Raw genomic sequence first — 21,649 nt, forward strand, 5'->3', positions numbered from 1 at the left:
GTGTAGTTATGAAAAAGTTTAAAAGATGGGAAGACATTCATACGGACGGAATAAACCGGATGGAACCCCGGGCACATTTTTCCAGTTTCCCTTCACGGGAAGCTGCCCAATCGGGGGACGCTGGTAAAAGTCATTATTATCAAAGCTTGAACGGTACATGGAAGTTCCTCTTCCTTGATGCTCCGGAATATTCGCCTGAAGGCTTTTATACTGAGGAGCTTGAGACAACAAACTGGGATGATATTACTGTCCCTGGCAATTGGCAGCTGCAGGGCTATGGGAAAATGCATTATTCTGACCTGTGGTATAACTTTCCGATTATTCCACCGCGTGTGCCGACGGATAATCCAACAGGGATTTACCGCCGGGAATTTGAATTAGACCGCGACCTTGAAGGGGAGCAATTAATTCTTCGTTTTAATGGTGTGGATTCGGCATACGAGTTATATGTAAACGGCGAGTTTGCCGGCTACAGTAAAGGGGCAAGGATTCAAGCGGAATTTGATGTAACAAATCTTTGCCGCCAGGGCCGCAACAGTCTGACAGTCCGGGTGTTTCAATGGTCGGACGGTACGTATTTAGAAGACCAGGATATGTGGTGGCTAAGCGGAATTTTCCGGGATGTTGACCTTTATACAAGACCTGCTGCGGGATTATATGATTATACCGTGAATACCGAGCTCGACAGCGACAATCAAAATGCAACTCTGTCTGTTTCCGTTAAACTAACAGAGCAGAATGGCCAAACCATCAGCTATGAATTGATTGATCCAAATGGCGACCAGGTATTAAACGTAGAGAAAAAGGCGGATGAGCCTTTGGGGCAGTTCGTTGCAGCACCGTTAAAATGGAGTGCTGAAGAACCGAACTTATATCATCTTTATATGACGGTAAAAGACAGCGATGGGAAAATAATTGAGGTCATCTGTCAGCAAGTTGGTTTCCGTTCCATCGTAATTTCGGGTGAAACCTTCCTTGTCAATGGCGTGGCGATCAAGTTTAAAGGTGCCAACCGCCATGACTATAACCCTAAAACAGGCCGTGTTGTAACGAAAGCAGAAATTGAGCGTGATATTATTACGATGAAACAGAACAATATCAATGCTATTCGGACTGCGCATTATCCAAATGCTCATTATTTATATGATCTATGTGATCAATACGGTATGTATGTTATCGATGAAACGGATTTAGAATGTCATGGCTTTGAATTGACCGGAAATTATAAATGGATCAGTGATGATCCGGACTGGGAATTGGCGTATGTATCAAGAATGGAACGGATGATTGAACGCGACAAGAACCATCCTTGTATTATTATGTGGTCGCTCGGAAATGAATCATCCTTTGGCCACAACTTCCGTGCAATGGCAAAGCGGGCAAAGGAAATGGATTCGACTCGTCTCGTTCATTATGAAGGAGATTTCGAAGCGGAAGTCACCGATGTTTACAGCACGATGTATACATGGCTGGAACGTAAGGATGACAAGCTGACAATGGATAAGATCATCGAAAAGTCGAAAAAGCCGCATATTCTTTGTGAATACGCGCATGCGATGGGAAATGGACCAGGTAACTTAAAAGAGTACCAGGATTTATTTTACAAGTATGATAAGCTGCAGGGCGGTTTCATTTGGGAATGGTTTGATCATGGTATTGAAACGGTAGCCGAAGATGGTTCTGTGTATTATCGCTACGGCGGCGATTTTGGTGACGATCCGACAAACGGTAATTTCTGTATTGACGGGCTGATTATGCCTGATGGAACGCCATCACCAAGCTTATTTGAATATAAAAAGGTAATTGAACCAGTTCAAACCGAGTGTTTGGATATTGAAAAAGGTCTATTCCGCCTAATCAATCGCTATGATTTCATTTCATTGGATCATTTGGAGTTAACATGCTCCTTGTTTGAGGATGAAAAATTATTAGAATCATTTACTGTGGAACTTCCTCAGCTTAAAGGACGTGAAACGGCTAAGATTGAGCTGCCTGTAGGGCGTGAGCTTAAAAAATTGAACGGTGCGAAATATTATTTTGTCTTCTCTTACACACTGAAAGAAGATACAGCATGGGCTTCTAAAGGCCATGAACTGGCAAATGCCTCCTTTGAACTTCCTGGAAAGGAAAAGCTGCCAAAGGTGCATGCTGACGGTGAACTTCAGGTAACGAAAGATGGCGCCCTTGTAACAGTAAGCGGAGTTGATTTTACTGTAACCTTTGATTCTGTTAAAGGTTCAATCAAAGAAGTTACCCGAAATGGGAAGGTTCAGATTGAAAAAGGTCCGCAGTTTAATTTCTGGCGTGCTCCAATTGATAACGATATGTATTATGTGACCGATTATCGAACGAAATATTTCATGCATCTAGGTCATGAAATTGTAGAAGAAGTAAATTATGAGTTAAAAGACGGTGTATTCGAGTGGCAGGCTGATGCCTTATACGGGACAACCAACAGCTCCTGGTATTATCAGCTTCAATACCGTTACAGCATTTACCCGGATGGCGATATTGAGTTTCGCATCGATGGAATCGCATCAGGTATGAAGGAAAATGCGCCGGTCATGATTCCGCGTCTGGGCGTCAATATGCGCTTAAATAAAGAGTTTATCGACACAAAGTGGCGCGGCAGAGGACCTGGTGAAAGCTATGTTGATTCCAAGGAGGCAAATCATCCAGGTGTTTATCAAAAAACAGTGGACGAGTTATTCACTAATTATGTGAAGCCGCAGGAAAACGGTAACCGCTCTGACTGTGACTGGGTAAGCCTAACAGCCGGTGATGGCAATGGACTAATTTTCTCGGCAGACGAGAAATTCGATTTTAGTGCCTCACACTATGAAATCGGTGATCTTGAACATGCTAAACATACAATTGATTTGAAGCCGCGTGACTATGTAGTTTTAAATCTCGACTACAAACAAAATGGTTTAGGCAGCAATTCCTGCGGTCAGGATCAGCTTGAAAAATATCGCTGCAAATTCGAAGACTTCACGCTCGAATTCCGGATTTCAACCTTTAATACAGAAGAAATCTCGGCCGTCGAGCTTGGCCGATTACGGTAATAAATGAGCTTTAAGGATTAAAAAATTGGTAAGAAAAGGACGGTGGGGGATCCTCCGTCCTTTTTTACTCAAATTTAGTTAAAATTTTAGTAAAAATATTGAATAGGTTTTACTAAGGGGTTAAAATAAAAGTATGCTTAATTGTAAGATATATAGATAGTTGGGGGAACTATGATGAGTGAGATGACGCTGAACAATATCTTTGTTGATCTATTTCATAACATGCCTGAAAAAGCATTTTTCGCACCCGGCAGGATTAATTTAATCGGAGAACATACGGACTATAATGGTGGTCATGTTTTTCCATGTGCCATTACGTACGGAACTTATGCTGCGGCAAGAAGGCGTGAGGACAAACTTGTCCGTCTATATTCGCACAACTTTCCTGAAAAAGGAATTATTGAATTTAGCCTTAATGAATTGAATTTTGATGGGGAGCATGCTTGGGCAAATTATCCAAAGGGAATGATCCGCTATATTATTGAAGCCGGGTATCAGATTCCTGCGGGGTTTGAGTGTGCCATTGAAGGAAATATTCCAAATGGGGCAGGGCTTTCCTCATCCGCTTCAATTGAGCTGTTAACGGGCGTATTAATGAACGGCTTATTCCAATTAGAAATTCCCCGTCTTGAATTGATCAAAATCGGCAAACGGGTTGAAAATGAATTCATTGGTGTGAACAGCGGTATTATGGATCAGTTTGCGATTGGCATGGGGCAGAAGGATGCGGGGATTTTATTAGATTGCCAGACTCTTAAGTATGAATACGCTCCAATTCATCTCGAAAACCATAAAATTATCATTATGAATACGAACAAACGCCGGGAGCTGGCTGATTCAAAATACAATGAACGGAGAAGTGAGTGTGAGGCGGCGCTTGAAGTGCTTCAGCAAAAGCTGCCGATTGAAGCATTAGGACAGCTGTCGGAACAAGAGTTTGATGAACAGCAGCATTTCCTTAAGGATGAAACAGTTCGTAAACGGGCCAAACATGCGGTGTATGAAAATGTCCGCACGTTAAAAGCGCTGCAAGCATTGAGAGCCGGAAATCTTGAGGAATTTGGCCAATTAATGAATCAGTCCCATATTTCCTTACGAGATGATTATGAAGTAACCGGAGTAGAGCTTGACAGTTTAGTAGCTGCTGCATGGAATCAGCCAGGGGTTCTTGGTGCCAGGATGACAGGCGCAGGCTTCGGCGGATGTGCGATCGCCATTGTTGAGAATAATGAGGTAGAAGATTTTATTGCCAAAGTTGGTGCAATTTACGAAGATAAGATTGGGTATCCTGCCGATTTTTATGTTGCCAGCATTGGCGATGGTGCGAAGGAAATCGAATTAGAGGCAGTAAAATAAGTTTTTTGCAACTGGAAAGGGGGATCTCAATGATTAATCAACTAATTCAGCAGTTAATCGACCAAGCCATGGCAGCTGCATTGATTGAAAAGGAAGACGAAATTTATGTGCGCAATCAAGTTATGTCACTGCTCCATGTAACGGAATTTACGGTAACGGAAACACTTGGAGAAGTAAATGTAGAAGAAATTCCGGAAGTCCTTGAGCAAATGGTGGATTATGCCTGTGGACAAGGGATCATCGAAGACATTTTCGATGAAAAAGAGATTTTCGCAAGCAAAATCATGAACTGTTTTATTGCCCGTCCATCAACGGTAAATAAGCTATTTTTTGAGAAATACCAGCAAAGCCCTAAAGAGGCAACGGAGTATTTTTATGAGTTAAGTAAAAATAGTAACTACATTCAAATGAACCGGATTCGTAATAATATCGAATATAAAGCTGCAACAGAGTATGGTGAACTTGATATTACAATAAATCTTTCAAAGCCGGAAAAGGATCCGAAAAGTATTGCCCGCGAACGGGAAGCGAAGCAGACGGCTTATCCGAAATGCCTGCTTTGTGTCGAGAATGAAGGCTATGCTGGAAGAATCGGCCACCCGGCACGTTCCAATCACCGGATGATCCGCGTGGAGTTGTTAGACCAGACCTGGTATTTGCAATACTCGCCATATGTATACTATAACGAGCATTGTATTGTGTTATCGGAAACGCATACAGATATGAAAATCAGTCCTGATTCATTCCGCCGTCTGTTATCGTTTGTGGAACAATTTCCACATTATTTCCTTGGCTCGAATGCCGACCTGCCGATTGTCGGCGGTTCTATTTTATCGCATGATCATTATCAGGGCGGAAATTATGAATTTGCGATGGCAAAGGCTAAAGATGACTGGACTTTTGAATTGGCTGGTTTTCCAGCGGTACAGGGGTCTGTTGTGAAATGGCCGATGTCGGTGATCAGGCTCCGTGCAAAGAAAAGCGCCATGCTTATGGAAGCGGGATCGCATATTTTAGAGAAATGGAAAAACTATAGTGATGAGACGGTTGGAATTATGGCATGGACTGGTGAGACTCCGCATAATACGATTACTCCGATTGCCCGCAAACGAGGGGAATTCTTTGAACTGGACCTAGTTCTCCGCAATAACCGGACAAGCAATGAACACCCGCTGGGTATTTTCCATCCGCATGCTGATGTCCACCATATTAAGAAGGAAAACATTGGGCTGATTGAAGTCATGGGGCTTGCGGTTTTACCTGCCCGCTTGAAAAATGAACTTGTAGAAGTGGAGAACTATATTCTCGGCCGGGAAGCGGACGTGGCTGATTACCATTTAGAATGGGCGGAAGAGCTGAAGGCCCGTTATGGGGCTGATGTTTCTCACGGGAACGTTGCTGCGTTTGTACGGGAAGAGGTAGGAAAGAAATTTTTACGAGTTTTAGAAGATGCCGGTGTGTTCAAACGCGATGAAGCTGGAAGAGCGGGATTTGAGAGATTCATTGCAGCGTTTTGAGTTGGTATAACTGGGTATTAGTTACCAATTTTTGTAGAAAAGATCTCAAATTATGTAGAAAAAGCATTAATTTACGTAAAATTATCTCTAAATTTTGTAAAATTAGCTCTAGATTACGTAAAAATAAAATTAATGAAAAGAACGCACTTTCTTTACTATATTGGAGTGAAATGGATGGACATTACAAAAAAAAGCTTCGGTCAGTATGATGGCCGGGACGTTATCGAATACACCCTTGCTAATGATGCCGGGATGTCGGTATCCTGTTTGAATTTCGGCTGTGTTATTACGAAGATAATGGTTCCCGACCGCCATGGCAGCGTGGAAAATGTTGTCCTTGGTTTTTACCGTTTAGAGGAATATCTCGAATGGTCCCCGTACTTTGGTGCTGTTGTAGGTCGCGTGGCGGGAAGAATTCAAGGGTCCGAGTTTGAACTGGACGGAAAAGCATATACTTTGGCAGCTAATGAAGAGCCCAATCATCTGCACGGAGGCAAAAAGGGCTTTAGTTCAGTCATCTGGGAAGTTGAAACATTTGTGGAAGGTGATGCAATTGGTGTAAAGTTTTTATATCATAGTCCGGATGGAGAAGAAGGCTATCCTGGTAACTTGGAAACAACTGTTACCTACCTTTTAAACAATGATAATGAATTAAAAGTAACGTACGTGGCAATGACAGATCAAAAAACGCCGGTAACCTTAACGAATCATTCTTATTTTAACTTGAGCGGAAATGTCAAAAGTGACTGCGCTAAGCATAGACTGCAGCTTGATAACAACCGCTTTTTAGAGCTAGGTTCAGACCTGCTTCCGACCGGCAGAATGCTGAACGCTGCCGATACTCCCTTTGATTTCCGAAGCGGACGAAATCTTATAGATGGAATTCAAGCGAAGCATCCGCAGAATCTGCTTGTTGGGAATGGATATGATCACCCGCTTTTGTTTGCAAACGAGGGGGAAAATACGATTCTGTTAAGTGATGATCAAAGCGGCAGGAAACTGACAGTTAGGACAAATCAGCCATGTGTGGTATTGTATACATCAAACCAATTAGAAGGGCCTTTTTCGATTTCGGGTGTCCAGGCAAGAAATTATTTAGGTGTATGCCTTGAAACGCAAGGGTTCCCTGATGCCGTTCATCATCCGGAATTTCCTTCGGTGATTCTATCTCCAAAGGAAAAATACTACCAGGAAACGACCTATCGTTTCTCAAGTATGTAATGAGGAGAAATAAGAAAATGGCTACGATTAAAGATATTGCGAAAAAAGCAGGAGTATCGATTGCCACAGTATCTCGAGTGTTAAATTACGACAGTACTCTTTCAGTCAGTGATGAAACCAAAAAGAGAATTTTTGAAGTGGCGGAGGAACTGGACTATAAGAAGAAGACGGCAGCCCGCAAGCAAGAGTCCGGAAAAATTGCCCTTGTGCACTGGTATTCCGAAAAGGAAGAGCTGGATGATTTATATTACATGTCAATTCGACTTGGGGTGGAGAACCGCTGTCAGGAGCAGGGAATCCAAGTTGTCCGCTGTTTTCAAGATAACTATGAAGACTTGAGGCATGAGGATCTGCAGGGGCTGATTGCAATTGGAAAGTTCAGCGATAAGCAGGTGGCGGAATTACAATCGGTCAGCCAAAACATTGTTTTTGTCGATTCATCACCAGACGAAGAACAGTTTGATTCGGTCGTAATTGATTTTGAAAGAGCAACGGAAAAAGTTCTGCAATATTTATTAGATAAAGGGCATGAGCAAATTGGCTATATTGGCGGCAGAGAGGTGTTTAAAGACCAAACCTCGATGATTGAAGACCCAAGGGAACGGGCATTTAAACACTACTTAGTCGAAAAAGAGCTCCTAAATGAATCCTATATGTACACCGGAATCTTTTCTGTTGATGCCGGCTATTCTTTGATGAAAAAAGCAATCCAAGAATGCGGTGATAAGCTCCCTACGGCCTTTTTTGCCGGAAATGACTCGCTGGCAATCGGTGCGCTTCGGGCACTGCTGGAAGCAGGAATAGCTGTACCGGAGCGGGTAAACATTATTGGTGTCAATGATGTAAGTGTCTCGAAATATGTATTCCCTGCCTTAAGCACCGTAAAGGTTTACACCGAGCTTATGGGAGAGACAGCGGTAGATACTCTATTGGAACGGATTGAAGGCAGGAATACCGCTAAGAAAATATTTATTGCCACAAAACTAATGATTAGAAATAGCAGTTTTTAATGAAGGTTAGTCCCTTGAGCGTGCGGGACTAACCTCTTTATTATGACAAATGTTCTTGGCTGAAGTCGCATTCTTCTAATGGCACGACCTTCGTCTTTTTAATAAATTTATAGCCAAGCCAAAGGATAATAAATACCGGCAGACTGATATAGGATACAAGCATGCCATACCAGTTAATACTTCCTCCTGAGATCGCCTGGCTGCCTTGGCCAATAATAACAATAATACATAATACTAAAGTAATGATGGGGCCAAATGGATACCATTTTGCTTTGTATTTTAATTGATTAAGATCTCTGCCTTGGGCAATATATGCTTTTCTAAATCGATAGTGGCAGATGGCAATTCCAACCCATGTTAGAAATCCTGTTAAACCTGTCATATTCAAAAGCCAAATATAGACGACTCCGCCTCCAACAAATGAAGATAGGAAAACTAAAAGTCCGAAAATGATATTGGCGTAGAGTGCTATAGATGGGATTCCTTTTGAATTTATTTTACGAAAAATTTTCGGGGCCTTGCCTTGTTCCGCCATCGACCAAAGCATCCTTGTCGAAGCGTACGTTGCCGAATTACATGCCGATAGGACGGATGTTAAAATGACCGCATTCATTAATGATGCAGCGAATGCAAGCCCTGCTTTTTGAAATACAAGCGTAAAAGGACTTACCGAAATATTATCGACATCAGATTTTAACAGGCTTGGATCGGTATATGGAATGATCATCCCAATAACGGCGATAGCGAGAACGTAGAAGATCAGCACCCGCCAGAAGACGCTGCGAATTGCCCTTGGAACGTTACGCTCCGGATCTTCTGATTCCCCTGCAGCAATCCCCACCATTTCAGTTCCTTGAAAGGAAAAGCCGGCTATCATAAAAATACCGATAATAGCAAGAAAACCGCCTTTAAATGGTGCTTCACCCGCAGTAAAGTTGTGAATCCCTGCTGCTGGGCTAAAGAATATTCCTAATATCATTAAAATTCCGATAACTAAAAAGACAATAATTGTAACGACTTTAATACCAGCAAACCAAAACTCGGCTTCACCGAAATTTTTCACGGAAAGTACATTTAAAAGAAAAATAATCGCTAAAAAGAGGATACCCCATAAAATATCTGATGAACCCGGAAGCCAATACTTCATTACCAAGGCACCGGCGGCAAGTTCCGCTGGAATGGTTGTGGACCAGCTTAACCAGTAATTCCATCCAAGAGTAAAGCCAAATGCGGGATCGACAAAGCGGGTTCCGTATGTCTCGAATGATCCTGAAACAGGAAGAAAGGTTGCCATCTCGCCAAGACTTGTCATAAGGAAATAAACCATACAGCCAATCGCAATATAGGCCGCAAGTGCTCCCCCTGGTCCCGCCTGACTGACGGTAGCACCGCTCGCGACAAATAGGCCAGTTCCGATTGCACCCCCAATGGCAATCATCGTGATATGCCGTGAACGCAGACCACGATTTAATTTGCCTGCCTTTGAGGGGGCAGATTCCATGTTTGTTGTGTTTAATGTTTCAATTTTAGCCATCGCAAAACCCCATTTCACTTTTTTATATTCTAGTTGAATCAATGTTAAAATGGAAAGCCCTTACAATTCCTTAATCAAGTAATTGTGGGTGTAAGGAGCGGGAAGGCAATCAAAAAATGACTGCCTTCTCATTTATTTAGTTAACGCTGTTTCCAATACTTTCTTTTTGTATAAGCGCCATGTAATACACCATTCCTTTGGATCATCAAGGTAATTTTGTTCATCCAATTGATGAATTGTGCTGTTATATGGAGCATTTTGAACAATCTCAGGATTCTCGTACGCCTCATTGGAGATTTGTTCAAGTGCGGCAATATATTCATCCAGATCCGTTTTGGAATAAGATTCAGTTGGTTCAAGTGTAAACGGCTGCGGCACGATATATGGATGATGACTCGTCCAGTAATGGAGGCCGAAGTCAGTCATTCTGCGCTGCACATCTTCTGTTGTTACACCTGTTTCTTTTGTCATCTGCTCCCAGCTGTAGCGGACTTGTTCTAACCGCTGTCCTTTTACGTATGGGGCGCTTGCACCGCGAATTTTTTGCACTTTATGGTATAAATAATTGTTATTTAAAACAGCGGTTTGGGCCACTTCTTTTAACCCGTCAGGTCCAAGGGCGCGAATCCATGCATAAGATCTTAAAATGGTCTGGGCGACACCGTGGAAAGCTCTTACCTTTCCAATCGAATGCTTCAGATCGTCGTTCAAATAATAGTTTTCGCCGTCAAATTCCACGATTGGTCCCGGCAGATATTCTTTTAGTTGATCTACTACCCCAAGGGCGCCTGTTGCTGGTCCGCCGCACATATGCGGAGCCGCAAATGTTTTGTGAAGATTAAAGAAGCACATATCAAAGCCTGCTTCTTTTGCCCTTGTAATGCCAAGAAGACCGTTGGCGTTTGCTTGGTCATAATAGCAGATTCCTCCAGCTTCATGAACAATGCGGGTAAATTCCTTGATTTTTGGATTATAGATGCCTGTGTCCTCAGGGTTTGCTACAACAAAGCCAGCGGTACGTTCAGAAACCACTGCTTTTAATTTTTCGATATCAGGGAAACCATCTTCATCAGGATGAAGGGTAATTATTTTAAAACCTTTTACCGCTGCGGTTGCGGCTTGGGAAGGGTGCGAGAAAATCGTTGTAATGATTTCATTGCGCTGATCGCCTTCGCCTCTTGCTTCATGGTACTTGCGAACAATCGATGCCATTGCAAATAACGCTTGTGTTCCGCCGCTTGGCTGGAAAGAGAAAGCTTCCATACCGGAAATTTCACGCATACATAAATCCAGGTTATGAATGATTTCAAGCATTCCTTGAACCGTGCTTTCATCTTGAAGCGGGTGAAGTTCCATCATCTTCGGATTCCGGATCAATAATTCGTTGATTTTCGGAATGTACTTCATCGTACAAGTTCCTTGGCCAATTTCTACGTTAAAATCAGATCCTAACGTTTCCTGTGAGAGCCTTACATAGTGTCTAAGGACTCGTGCTTGGCCGATTTCAGGCAGTTTTGGTCTTTCTGATCTGACCATGGAACCTGGAATCATGGATACTCCATCTCCGACTTCTGATACCACCGTTTTGTCTGCTAAAGGAACTTCGACTCCTTTTTCTCCCGGTTGATGAAGTTCAAAAATAATCGGTTCATTCCATTTCGCTTGATGAAAATCACGAACCTTACTCGTTCTTTGAATTGCTTTCATAGTCCAAATTTCCTTTCTTTCGTTAATTAGTTTGAAACAATCTCTTCAATGGCCTCGATTAACCGGTCAAGATCTTCTCTTGTATGCACCTCAGTTACACAATACAAAGCAGATTGGCCGAATTCAGGAAATTCCTGTGACAGATCTTTCCCGCCGAAAATTTTCTTTTCTCGTAATCTAGCATTAATTGTTTCTACTGAAAGACCCGTTTCGTTAAAGTCAATGATGAATTCTTTAAAGAAAGGGGAGGTAAACAATGAACCTTTTACTCCTGAAATCTTATTTAGTTTCTTCACGCAATATTGGCTGTTTTGCATAATCGTTTGTCCTAATTCGTACATTCCGTTAGGGCCGAGCAAGGATAAATACACACCCGCTGTAATTCCCCATAAAGCGGTTTGGGTACCAACTGATTCCTTTCCTTTTTCCCTTAGGGCAAATGATGTCCGTTCATAGGCGACATCGCCAAATCCATATTCTCCCTCTTTAACGGTAGGGATAATTCCGAATAGCCGTGATGGATACTCATGGATAAATTTCTCTTCGTCCCTTGTCGCGATGAACCCTGCCTGCCCTCCGCTGAAGTTCATATGCATTCCAAGAGGCTGCAGGTCGCCGCAAACAATATCCGCGCCGTAGTGGCTTGGCGGGGCAAGGACGCCTAATGAAATTGGATCGACACCGACAACTAAAATAACGCCGTGGGCTTTAGCAATCTCGGAAATTTCCGTACCTTGGGATTCAATAAATCCAAGATAAGATGGGTTTTCAAAATAAATCGCCGCTGTATTTCCATCGGCTTTGTTTTTTAAGTCGGCTAAATCTAGTAAACCGGAATCTTTGTCAAATCCAATAAACTCAAATTCTAGTTCAGGGGAACCGTAATTGGTGATAATTTTGGCCCGTTCCGGTGAAACTGTTTTAGCTAGAAGCACTTTCTTTTTCCCGGTAATACGGGCTGCCATTCGAATCGATGTTGATGCGGCCTGACCCCAGTCAAATGTAGGCACGTTGACGACATCCATATCGACAAGCTCTGCTACTAAACTTTGATATTCAAATAGTGCCTGGAAACGGCCGTGGTCTTCATAGGGTTCACCGGCATAGGCAGTTAAGAATTCCGAGCGCTGATTAACTTCATCACAAACCGCCGGGACAAAATGCTGCCAACAGCCGGCACCTAGGAAATTTAGATATTCATTTGTGCTGATATTTTTACTTAACAAGCCTTCAATATGACGGCGCAGGCCATATTCCGTCAAGGCTTCAGGAATTTTCATATCTTCTTTCAACTGGAGTTCCTCCGGAATACAGGAGTAAAGCTCCATAATGGACTCCGCGCCAATTTCCTTTAACATTTGATTTTGCACTTCGGGAACCGTGTTAGGTATATATGGATGTACCTTTTTTGTCATAGTAAAACCTCCTTGTTCATTTTTGATTTATTAGGCGAGCCCGCCGCCATCAACCACCAATTCTGTTCCTGTAATCCAAGCAGACAAGTCACTCGCCAAGAATAAAACACCTTTGGCAATATCCCTTGGTGTGCCAAGTCTTTCTAACGGCCGGCCTTTTGCGGATGATACTAAGAAGGCATCTTCCTGCTGGTTTAATTGCTTCGCCTCGCTTCTTAACAGCGGTGTATCGGTATCTCCTGGGCAAATGCAGTTCACCCGGATGTTTTGCGGACCATGGTCAATCGCCATTGCTTTTGTTAGATTGACGACACCGGCTTTGGCAGCACAATAAGCTGCGGCCTTGTCACCGCCTTTTAATCCCCAGCCGGAGCCGGTGTTAATAATGCTTCCTCCTTCAGTCATGTGCGGAATCATATATTTGGATAAAAGGTAGACGCCTTTTAGGGAAACATCAATCACCGCATCCCACTCACGCTCATCTAATTCAACAACTGTCTTACGTCTGATTATGCCGGCGTTATTAAACAGAACATCTATTTTGCCATACAGGCTTTTTGTTTGGCTGCTGACTTTTTCACAGTCCGCGGCATTTGTTACATCGCATTTTAAGAACTCCACTGTATAGCCTTGATCACGAAAAGTCTGGGCAGCTTTGGCTCCTTTTTCTTCATCGATATCGAGAAGAACGACTTTAGCTCCTACTTCAGCCAAAAGCTCAGCTGTTGCATAGCCAATGCCCGATGCTGCACCAGTCACCACTGCGACTTTATCTTTTAATTGAAAATAATCTTTTTCCACGATGGTACCTCCTTTAATTTCTCATTAAATCAATATGCAAAAAACGTGCCAACTTAAAAGAGGCTGATAAATCAGTAAATTCAAACTCATTCTTTTTACTGAATTGTCAATTTTGACAATATTGTGCCACTTGTGGATAATTTAGTTTATAATTCATTTCAGGTGGAGGAATTTCTTTGTAAAAAGGGAACGAAACGGTAAACAGTTTAATGATAGGAGGGGTTGGTTTGTCCTCGACTGCGGCATTAGCAAAGGTTATTCATACTTTTTCAGAGCTTTTAGGGATTGATATTGCCTTTTTTAATAATGAGGGAGTTTTGATTGCCTCAACAGAAGAATACCTGAGAAAGAAAGGAAATCGTGTCTATTTGCCTTTTTTTAAAAAGCTTTATGAGCATCCGGTAACGTTTGTACATAAACCAGGTCATATGAATATGTGTCATGGCTGTCATTTCTCTCATAATTGCCCATCGACTGCGGAAATTGTCCAAAATATTGTCGATGATGGCCGGCATTACGGATATTTATCCTTTGTCAGCTTTACTAAGGATGGGCTGCTTGAGCGCCAAAAGGAAGTCAGCTACTGGATGACAAAGCTGGCTGAAATTATCTCTCATATATACCAAGGCTCGTACAGCGTAAAGGAAAATGCCGATCGAAAATATGAGCTGACAGACTATATTCTCGGCAATGGCGAAAAATTAAAAAGTTTAAAAGAGATTATAAAAAGTATCAAAAATAGTTCTTCCTCGATTGTAATTACCGGTGAAACAGGGACAGGGAAAAGTCTATTAGCTAAGATCATTCACGAGCAAAGCATGTTTAGAAAAGGTGATTTTGTCGAGATCAACTGTGCTAGTATTCCGGAGTCGCTATTTGAAAGTGAATTGTTTGGCTATGAAGAAGGTGCTTTTACAGGGGCTAGAAAGAAAGGGAAACCTGGCTATTTTGAACTCGCTGACCGAGGGACGCTATTTTTGGACGAGATTGCAGACCTTCCATTACATCTGCAGCCTAAGCTATTAAAAGTGTTGCAGGACAGCAGGATCCAAAGAATCGGCGGTACATTTTCCAAAAAGGTAGACGTGCGCATAATTGCTGCCACCAATCAATCGTTGAGAGAATTAATGGAATTGAAACAATTTCGTCCGGACCTTTATTACAGGCTGAATGTGATTCCGCTTTCCTTACCGCCGCTGCGGGAGCGGAAGGAGGACATTGACGGGCTTGTGCCAATTTTCATCGAGAAATTGCAGCAGCGGACCGGGAAGTTCATCCAAACATGCAGTGAAGGGTTTCTTCAAAGATTAAAGCAATATCATTGGCCCGGGAATATTAGGGAACTTGAGAATGTCATCGAGTACAGCATGAATATGGAAAAAAGCACTCAGTTAACGGAATCGTCATTGCCGCCCTATTTGTTGAATGAGGCTGTTGCCGCCATTGAAACTGTGTCAAAAAAACAAAGTATATTACAAGTGTCAGAAAAAGAAATCATTATCCAAAAGCTAAACCAATATGGCTATGATATGGGTGGCAAAAAGCAGGCAGCCGCGGAATTGGGCGTTAGCTTGAGAACATTGTACAGGAAAATGGAGAAGTTAGGGATAAGCATCACCAGCTTTGTAAATGAGGACTAGAAATTTTTAGGGGAAAAGTATATCGGCACTAGCGTCCAAACGTAAGTTGGAATCTAGTGCCTCTGAAATACTTTGAGGGATTGTCAAAAATCGGGCATTTTTTTTGTTATTACCTATAAGGTAATAAAGCATTAATAAACGCTTTTGCTGAATGATATTGGTCTTTCTGTTTTGTGGATAGAGCTTTCATTAAGACTTTTCTTAGTTTTTTATTTTTTATTTCTTTGCCTGATAGTTTTTCTGGTACAACGCCATTAATGAGATAGATACACATTAAGGATGCATTACGGATATCCTTTGATATAGTATGATCATCATTAATTTTTTTTCCAAGATTAAAATCAATAACTTTGGTTGTTTTAGGATCATCATCCTTTATCAAAATATTTTTAGGTAATATATCATTATGTGTAAATCCACTACGATGAAGTTGTTCAAGACCTTTTAAAATATTTATCGTTATTTGAACACTTTTTTTCTCTCCTATTTTCTTTGAATGGGTTCGGTTAAAGTGATATCCAAGCGGAGTACCGTCAATATACTCCATCTCAATATAGGCAATATTGTTATAGACTTTAAAATTATATAACTTAGGTAAGTATTTAGAATAACCATAATGCTCCATAATAAATGCTTCAGTTTTACTAGCCTTAATATTTCTTGTTCGTTTAATAGCAACCTTTTTCTTTTTCTCTGGATCAAAGGCACTGTACACTTTCCCATATAAACCTCGTCCAAGTAATTTTTCATCTACTATATAATGTTTATAGTTCAAAAAAATTTCCCCCCAATTAATAAAAAATGGTAAGGTGTCAAACACGTTTGAAACAATACATCAATATAATTTATTCATTGGGATAAATAAAGGTATAGGTACAAAAATCAAATTTGTAGATTAGTATAAAGAGTATTTTGTATTAGGAAATTAACCAAGTATAAACATAGGAATGAGAACTAAAAAATCTAGAAGAAAAAGTAAATGAATTGGGGAAAGTGTCCACCTGGGGTGGACACTTTCCCCTTTTTGTCTTTTTGTGGTGTCAGGCACCAAATTTTTTTAAAAAAGGGGCTTCACATTTTCCAGTGTATGGCATATAATTCTAACTGTACTAGGAATCATAGTACACTTAATACAGATTGGGGGCCCCCGTTATGTTTGAATTAGACATGAGGAGCCGTAAGCCGATTTATGAGCAATTGGTTGATAAGATGAAGGAGCTAATCATGAATGAGATGCTAAAAGCTGATGAACAGGTGCCGTCCGTCCGGACATTAGCAACGGAGCTGACCATCAACCCGAATACAATTCAAAAGGCATACCGCGAGCTGGAGAACCAAGGGTTCATCTACTCGATTAAAGGAAAAGGAAGCTTTGTCAATCCAAATCATAAAATTAAGGATTTGGAAAAAGTCAAAACGGTCAAGCAGGAGCTTGAAAAACTAGTATTAGAGGCACTCTTCCTCGGAATCTCGGCGGAAGAACTGATTCAATTAATCCAAGGGTTAGATGTTTCAAAAGGGGGAGGGGAACAAGATGATTGAAATGAAGGATGTAGGCAAGCGGTTCGACCGCTTTAAAGCACTGGAAAAAGTAAGCCTGTCAATCCAAAAAGGCTCGATTTACGGCCTGATTGGCTCAAATGGGGCCGGAAAAACGACGTTGATTAAGCTGCTGGCAGGGATTTACCGGCAGGATCACGGGGAGGTCACCATTGATGGCAGCCCGGTTTACGAAAACACCGGCTTGAAACAGAAAATCTTTTACATACCGGATCATCCATTTGTTTTCTCTCACTATACAACAAAGCAAATGGCCAGATTTTATAAGAACTGCTACTCAAGTTGGAGCGATGAGCGTTTTGAAAAGCTTGCCGAGCTGTTTGAGGTGAATTTACAGAAGAAAATTCAAACCTTCTCAAAAGGCTGGCAGCGGCAGATTGCTTTTATCCTGGCTTTGTCCGCCAACCCCGAAATTCTTATCCTGGATGAGCCAATGGACGGCCTCGATCCGGTTGTACGGAAAAAGGTAAAAAATCTGCTGATCAATGATGTAGCGGAAAGGGAAATGACCATCTTCATTTCCTCCCATAATCTGCGCGAAATCGAAGATATTTGTGACCATATCGGCATCATCCACAGTGGAACACTCATTTTGCAAAAAGAGCTGGACGAACTGAAAGCTGATATTCATAAGGTACAGGTTGCTTACCGAGATGGTGTGCCGAATCATTTATTGAAAAAATTGAACCCTCTTCATACTGAAAAACGTGGCAGTGTCAGCCTTTTCATTGTCAGAGGCGATGAGGATTCAATAGCCAGACAAATTCGCGAGACCAATCCGGTCATTTTTGATTTACTCCCGCTGACACTCGAAGAAATTTTTATTTATGAAATGGGGGATATCGGCTATGCCATCAAAAATGTCGTGGTTTAACAAGGAAATCATCATCCAAATCGCAAGAAGCACCGGCTGGATCTCAATTGTTTATTTTCTCGGTCTGCTATTTATCCTGCCGATTCAGCTGATGATGATGTATTCGGAAGAGCGGCTTCCGGACTATAGAGGTAAGTTAAGTTCACTTTTCCAAGTTAACTTTGAATTGCAGATTGGGCTGCTTGTGATTGTGCCTGTCATTCTAGCGGTGTTCCTGTTTCGCTTCCTTCATGTGAAGCAAGCTTCGGACCTCATGCACAGCCTGCCATTAAAACGGGAAAAGGTTTTTCATCATTATGCCGTTACAGGAATCGTGTTTTTAATCCTGCCAGTTGCAGCAATCACGTTAATCATTGTGATCTTACAATCTGCCTTAGACCTTGAAACCATTTATCGCTTAAAAGATATATTTTACTGGGCCGGAACCACTGCCGTCATCTCGCTGCTTTTATATACAGCTAGTGTCATGATTGCGATGACGACGGGAATTTCAGCTGTACACGCCGTGCTAGCGTATATTTTCCTATTTTTTCCGGTAGGCATCATCATGCTGCTGTTTTATAACTTGAAAATCCTGCTGTACGGCTTTCCAAGTGAGTTTTTTCTGCAGCAGCAGCTGGAAAAAATGTCGCCGATTACCTATGCAACAGGGCTTAACGGCAGGACTTTTCAATGGAGCGATGCCGCTATTTATCTTATTTTAGCTATCGTACTCTACATTTTGGCACTTGTCTTTTATAAAAAAAGAAATGTGGAGCAGGCTTCGGAGGCCATTGCGTTTCCTAAACTTCGTTCGATTTTCAAATATGGTGTTACGTTTTGTACGATGCTAGTCGGCGGGACATATTTTGGCGGGGTTTCAAATAACAGCCTTTCGTGGATAATCTTTGGCTATGTGATTGGTGCAGTATTTGGTTATTTTATTGCGGAAATGGTGCTGCAAAAAACGTGGCGGGTTTTCGCAAGGCTAAAGGGGTTAGCTATCTATGGAGCTGTGGTTGCTCTATTAGTTCTAAGTGTGAAGACGCTTGGAATCTATGAAAATCGAATCCCGGATCTAGCAGATATTCAAAGTGTTCAATTGACGAATGAACCATATTGGATTTGGAATAATGCCGAACCGGGTGAGGATTACAATAGGATGAAACCGCTAAAAGAAGAAGCGAATATAATGGCAGTCCGTAGAATGCACCAGCAGATTCTCGCAGATCGGAAGTTGAAGCATCGAAAAAATGATCAAACAATCAGTTATTTTGTTCGATATGAGTTAAAAAGTGGAAGTTCTATTACTCGTGAATATCAAGTGAATGAACGGCTTTACGAAGATTTTTTCAAGCCAGTCTATGAGTCGAAGGAATACAAACAGGCGACAGAGCCAATTTTCAAAATAAAAGATAACCAAATGAAGAGCCTTAACATTCGGGCAAATGGTCCAATGAATAAGAGGGTCACATTGTCAGATCCTGAAGAAATGATAGAAGCCATTGCAGCATTGCGAAAAGACGTATTAGCAGAAACCTATGAGGAAAATCTTTATTACCGCGACCGCGGCTCGAGCGTGGAAATCTATTTAGGTAATGATCGTTTTGTCTATCCTATTGAAATAAAACCAACGTATCGAAACATCTCCAACTGGCTGTTGGAGAAGAAGCTTAATGATCGGGTTACGGTAACCGGTGAAGATTTATCGCATGTGCTGGTGGTCAAAGGTGATCAATGGAATTTTAATGATAAAGAGCCCTCTTTAGAGGAACTGGAAAGTATAGAAGATTCCCTTGATATTAAAGATAAGCCGCAAATGGAGCAGCTTCTTAATGCAGCTTCAGCATATGATAGAAAAGAGTATAAAGTGATATTTTATTATAAATTTGGTGATTATACTGAAATCATGTCCTTCGATGAGGAGCATGCACCGGATTTTGTTAAGAAGCATTTTAGATAGAAGTGAAAGTGATTGACTAGGGGGGAGACGACTTGGGTGCGCTTGATTTCAATCAGTTATATGCAACGTATTCCCAGCGGATGCTCTATATTGCTTATCAATATACAAAAGACTCCTTCCTTGCGGAGGATGTCGTGCAGGAAGCATTCTTAAAAGCCTATAAAAAAATCAATTCAATTGATGATACAGGGAAGGTCGGGGCCTGGCTGTCTGCGATTACTGCGAGGACTGCGATTGACTTTTTACGATTGGAAAAACGAAAGGGCTGTATTCTTTTGGATTCTGTTGTATTAGAACCAATGGCAGGGGCTGGGGAAAACAGCGAAAATATTGAGGATGAAGTTTGTGTCCGCCTGTTTCAAGAGGAAGTAGACCGGAAGATGGAAACCCTATCCGCCGAATCGCAGCAAGTCCTCATCTTAAAAATCCAATACGGACTAAAAGAAACCGAAATCGCAAACATTCTTAACCTAAAGTCAGGAACCGTCAAAACCAGACTCTACCGGGCACGCAAACAGCTAAAACGGTGCCTGACACCAACGGGATAAACCGTTGGTGTCAGGTACCATTCGTGGACATTTGTCCGCCTTCAGTGGACAGTACGCTTATGTTAAGTGACGAAGTGAATATATAGAGCCCTTTTCTATGATGAAAAGGGCCTTTCTCAATATTTACTACTACTTCCCAAATACTCTTGATCTTCTCCAATAAGTAAAGTAGAGGAGACAGGTTACGGCAAAGAGCATAATAACATAGATGCTATACCTTGAAAGATAAGCACCAACATGCATCCAGTTTTCCCCAAGCGTTCTTCCTAACGTAATAAAAGTAAAACACCAGATGAATGCTCCTGCATATGCGAATAGTGCAAACTTTTTATACTTATAACCGTTAATCCCGGAAAGATACGCTACGATATGCCGAACTCCCGGTATAAAATAACCGATTAATAAAAGGAAGGGCCCGTATTTGGCAAATAATTTTCTCGTTCTCTCCACTCGTTCTTCCGTTATATGAAATTTAGGACCAAATTTTTTTAAAAACGGCAGTCCTAGTTTTACTCCTAATAAGTAACTCAGTGTAATGCCGCCAAACGCCCCAAAAAATGCACTAAGGATTGCTAAAAGATAATTCATGTTTCCTTGATAAACATTGTATCCAACATAAGTTAAAAGCACTTCATCGGGAATTGGCAGTCCTACGATGCCGCCGATTAAAGCGATGAAAATTCCGAAGTATCCATAATGCCCAATCAGACCACTCAAATGCTGCATAATCCACACTTCCTATTTATAAACTGTAAAAACCGTCCAGATTAGGATACACAAAAATCAAAAAATCATGTAAATGGTCAAGTACTTTGTGGTGGTGATTCGCCAATTTTAAAGGAAATAGGTAAGATGTGAAGAATAAAATAAAGTATGAAATTTACTGTAGGATAGGGGGAGTTAGGGATGGAGTTTGATCTGCAATCATTGTATGTGATTGATCAGAAGGAGGGCTTAGGCCCAGAATTTAGTAAGTTAGTTTCGATGATGAATTATGCGCGCTATACGACGTTAGAAGAAGTAAAGGGTTTGAATGTGGAGGAACTGGATTTTCTTTTTGATGAGGAGGCTAATTCTATTGGTATGCTGCTTGCTCATTATGCAGCTGTCGAAACAGCGTACCAAATTGAATCCTTCGAAAGCCGGGATTTTACCAATGAGGAATTAGACCGTTTAAGACCGGGATTGGAATTAGGTCAATTAGGGCGGGAACAGTTTAGAGGCAAGGATCTTGATTTTTATTTGAAGAATCTCGCTGAAGTCAGGATACAAACGATTGAAAAATTTAAAACGCTTCCTGATGAATGGCTATACGAACAATCTCCATTTTGGTGGAACCGTCCGGCCAACAATTTCTTTAAGTGGTTTCATGTCTTTGAGGATGAGCTAAATCACAGAGGGCAAATCCGGATTATTAAAAAAATGATGCGGAAACGATAAACATATTTAAAATATTCCA

At 41.5% G+C, this 21,649-nt stretch carries 17 protein-coding genes; 11 read left to right on the plus strand and 6 right to left on the minus strand.

Annotation, left to right across the window (positions count from 1 at the left end; all coding sequences use genetic code 11):
* The first annotated feature begins 8 nt into the window (after positions 1–8).
* The 5 genes from ebgA (at position 9) to A6749_RS15950 (ending at position 8,169) form a co-directional block, all read left to right on the plus strand.
* On the plus strand, positions 9–3,065 hold the full coding sequence (gene ebgA, locus A6749_RS15930) for a beta-galactosidase subunit alpha (protein WP_066391467.1): 3,057 nt from the start codon (positions 9–11) through the stop codon (positions 3,063–3,065).
* Between the two features lie 174 nt (positions 3,066–3,239).
* Entirely contained in the window at positions 3,240–4,421 is a 1,182-nt protein-coding gene (locus A6749_RS15935; RefSeq protein WP_066391468.1) for a galactokinase, read from the plus strand.
* Positions 4,422–4,450: 29 nt separating this feature from the next.
* Positions 4,451–5,938, plus strand: coding sequence for a UDP-glucose--hexose-1-phosphate uridylyltransferase (galT, locus tag A6749_RS15940; RefSeq protein ID WP_066391469.1), 1,488 nt, complete (start codon positions 4,451–4,453; stop codon positions 5,936–5,938).
* A 174-nt stretch (positions 5,939–6,112) separates the two neighbouring features.
* The gene (locus A6749_RS15945; protein WP_066391472.1) at positions 6,113–7,159 is read left to right on the plus strand and encodes an aldose epimerase family protein; all 1,047 of its coding nucleotides are present in this window, start codon (positions 6,113–6,115) and stop codon (positions 7,157–7,159) included.
* 17 nt (positions 7,160–7,176) lie between these two features.
* Positions 7,177–8,169, plus strand: coding sequence for a LacI family DNA-binding transcriptional regulator (locus A6749_RS15950; protein WP_066391474.1), 993 nt, complete (start codon positions 7,177–7,179; stop codon positions 8,167–8,169).
* 40 nt (positions 8,170–8,209) lie between these two features.
* Here the strand turns inward: A6749_RS15950 and A6749_RS15955 are convergent, their stop codons facing one another.
* The 4 genes from A6749_RS15955 to A6749_RS15970 form a co-directional block, all read right to left on the minus strand.
* The gene (locus A6749_RS15955; protein WP_407937512.1) at positions 8,210–9,703 is read right to left on the minus strand and encodes an amino acid permease; all 1,494 of its coding nucleotides are present in this window, start codon (positions 9,701–9,703) and stop codon (positions 8,210–8,212) included.
* 132 nt (positions 9,704–9,835) lie between these two features.
* On the minus strand, positions 9,836–11,410 hold the full coding sequence (gene gcvPB, locus A6749_RS15960; protein WP_066391475.1) for an aminomethyl-transferring glycine dehydrogenase subunit GcvPB: 1,575 nt from the start codon (positions 11,408–11,410) through the stop codon (positions 9,836–9,838).
* 26 nt (positions 11,411–11,436) lie between these two features.
* Positions 11,437–12,825 carry an aminomethyl-transferring glycine dehydrogenase subunit GcvPA gene (gene gcvPA, locus A6749_RS15965; protein ID WP_066391476.1) on the minus strand — a complete coding sequence of 463 codons (1,389 nt, stop codon included), beginning with the start codon at positions 12,823–12,825 and terminating at the stop codon, positions 11,437–11,439.
* A 30-nt stretch (positions 12,826–12,855) separates the two neighbouring features.
* Positions 12,856–13,626 (minus strand): SDR family NAD(P)-dependent oxidoreductase, encoded by a 771-nt coding sequence (locus tag A6749_RS15970; protein ID WP_066391481.1) that lies wholly within the window; start codon positions 13,624–13,626, stop codon positions 12,856–12,858.
* Between the two features lie 227 nt (positions 13,627–13,853).
* Between A6749_RS15970 and A6749_RS15975 the strand changes: the two genes are divergently transcribed.
* A complete protein-coding gene (locus tag A6749_RS15975; RefSeq protein ID WP_084797867.1) occupies positions 13,854–15,266 on the plus strand; it encodes a sigma-54 interaction domain-containing protein in 1,413 nt (470 codons plus the stop codon).
* A 109-nt stretch (positions 15,267–15,375) separates the two neighbouring features.
* Here A6749_RS15975 and A6749_RS15980 read toward each other — a convergent pair whose 3' ends face one another.
* Complete coding sequence (locus tag A6749_RS15980) at positions 15,376–16,041, minus strand: protein kinase domain-containing protein (RefSeq protein WP_066391486.1); 666 nt, start codon at positions 16,039–16,041, stop codon at positions 15,376–15,378.
* 377 nt (positions 16,042–16,418) lie between these two features.
* Here A6749_RS15980 and A6749_RS15985 point away from each other — a divergent pair, with 377 nt between their 5' ends.
* Genes A6749_RS15985 through A6749_RS16000 form a run of 4 tightly spaced genes read left to right on the plus strand, consistent with a single transcriptional unit; the run spans position 16,419 to position 20,190 of the window.
* On the plus strand, positions 16,419–16,808 hold the full coding sequence (locus tag A6749_RS15985; RefSeq protein WP_066391488.1) for a GntR family transcriptional regulator: 390 nt from the start codon (positions 16,419–16,421) through the stop codon (positions 16,806–16,808).
* On the plus strand, positions 16,801–17,700 hold the full coding sequence (locus A6749_RS15990; RefSeq protein WP_066391493.1) for an ABC transporter ATP-binding protein: 900 nt from the start codon (positions 16,801–16,803) through the stop codon (positions 17,698–17,700). Before A6749_RS15985 ends, A6749_RS15990 begins: the two co-directional genes overlap by 8 nt.
* Positions 17,675–19,642, plus strand: coding sequence for a DUF6449 domain-containing protein (locus A6749_RS15995; RefSeq protein WP_066391497.1), 1,968 nt, complete (start codon positions 17,675–17,677; stop codon positions 19,640–19,642). Before A6749_RS15990 ends, A6749_RS15995 begins: the two co-directional genes overlap by 26 nt.
* Before the next feature lie 32 nt (positions 19,643–19,674).
* Positions 19,675–20,190 carry an RNA polymerase sigma factor gene (locus tag A6749_RS16000; protein ID WP_084797869.1) on the plus strand — a complete coding sequence of 172 codons (516 nt, stop codon included), beginning with the start codon at positions 19,675–19,677 and terminating at the stop codon, positions 20,188–20,190.
* 129 nt (positions 20,191–20,319) lie between these two features.
* On the opposite strand, the gene A6749_RS16005 is transcribed toward A6749_RS16000, so the two are convergent.
* The gene (locus A6749_RS16005) at positions 20,320–20,916 is read right to left on the minus strand and encodes a DedA family protein (protein WP_066391499.1); all 597 of its coding nucleotides are present in this window, start codon (positions 20,914–20,916) and stop codon (positions 20,320–20,322) included.
* Between the two features lie 180 nt (positions 20,917–21,096).
* Between A6749_RS16005 and A6749_RS16010 the strand changes: the two genes are divergently transcribed.
* A complete protein-coding gene (locus A6749_RS16010) occupies positions 21,097–21,630 on the plus strand; it encodes a DinB family protein (protein ID WP_066391501.1) in 534 nt (177 codons plus the stop codon).
* Positions 21,631–21,649: the final 19 nt, after the last annotated feature.

Source organism: Neobacillus mesonae (genome assembly GCF_001636315.1).
Classification (GTDB): Bacteria; Bacillota; Bacilli; order Bacillales; family Cytobacillaceae; genus Neobacillus; species Neobacillus mesonae.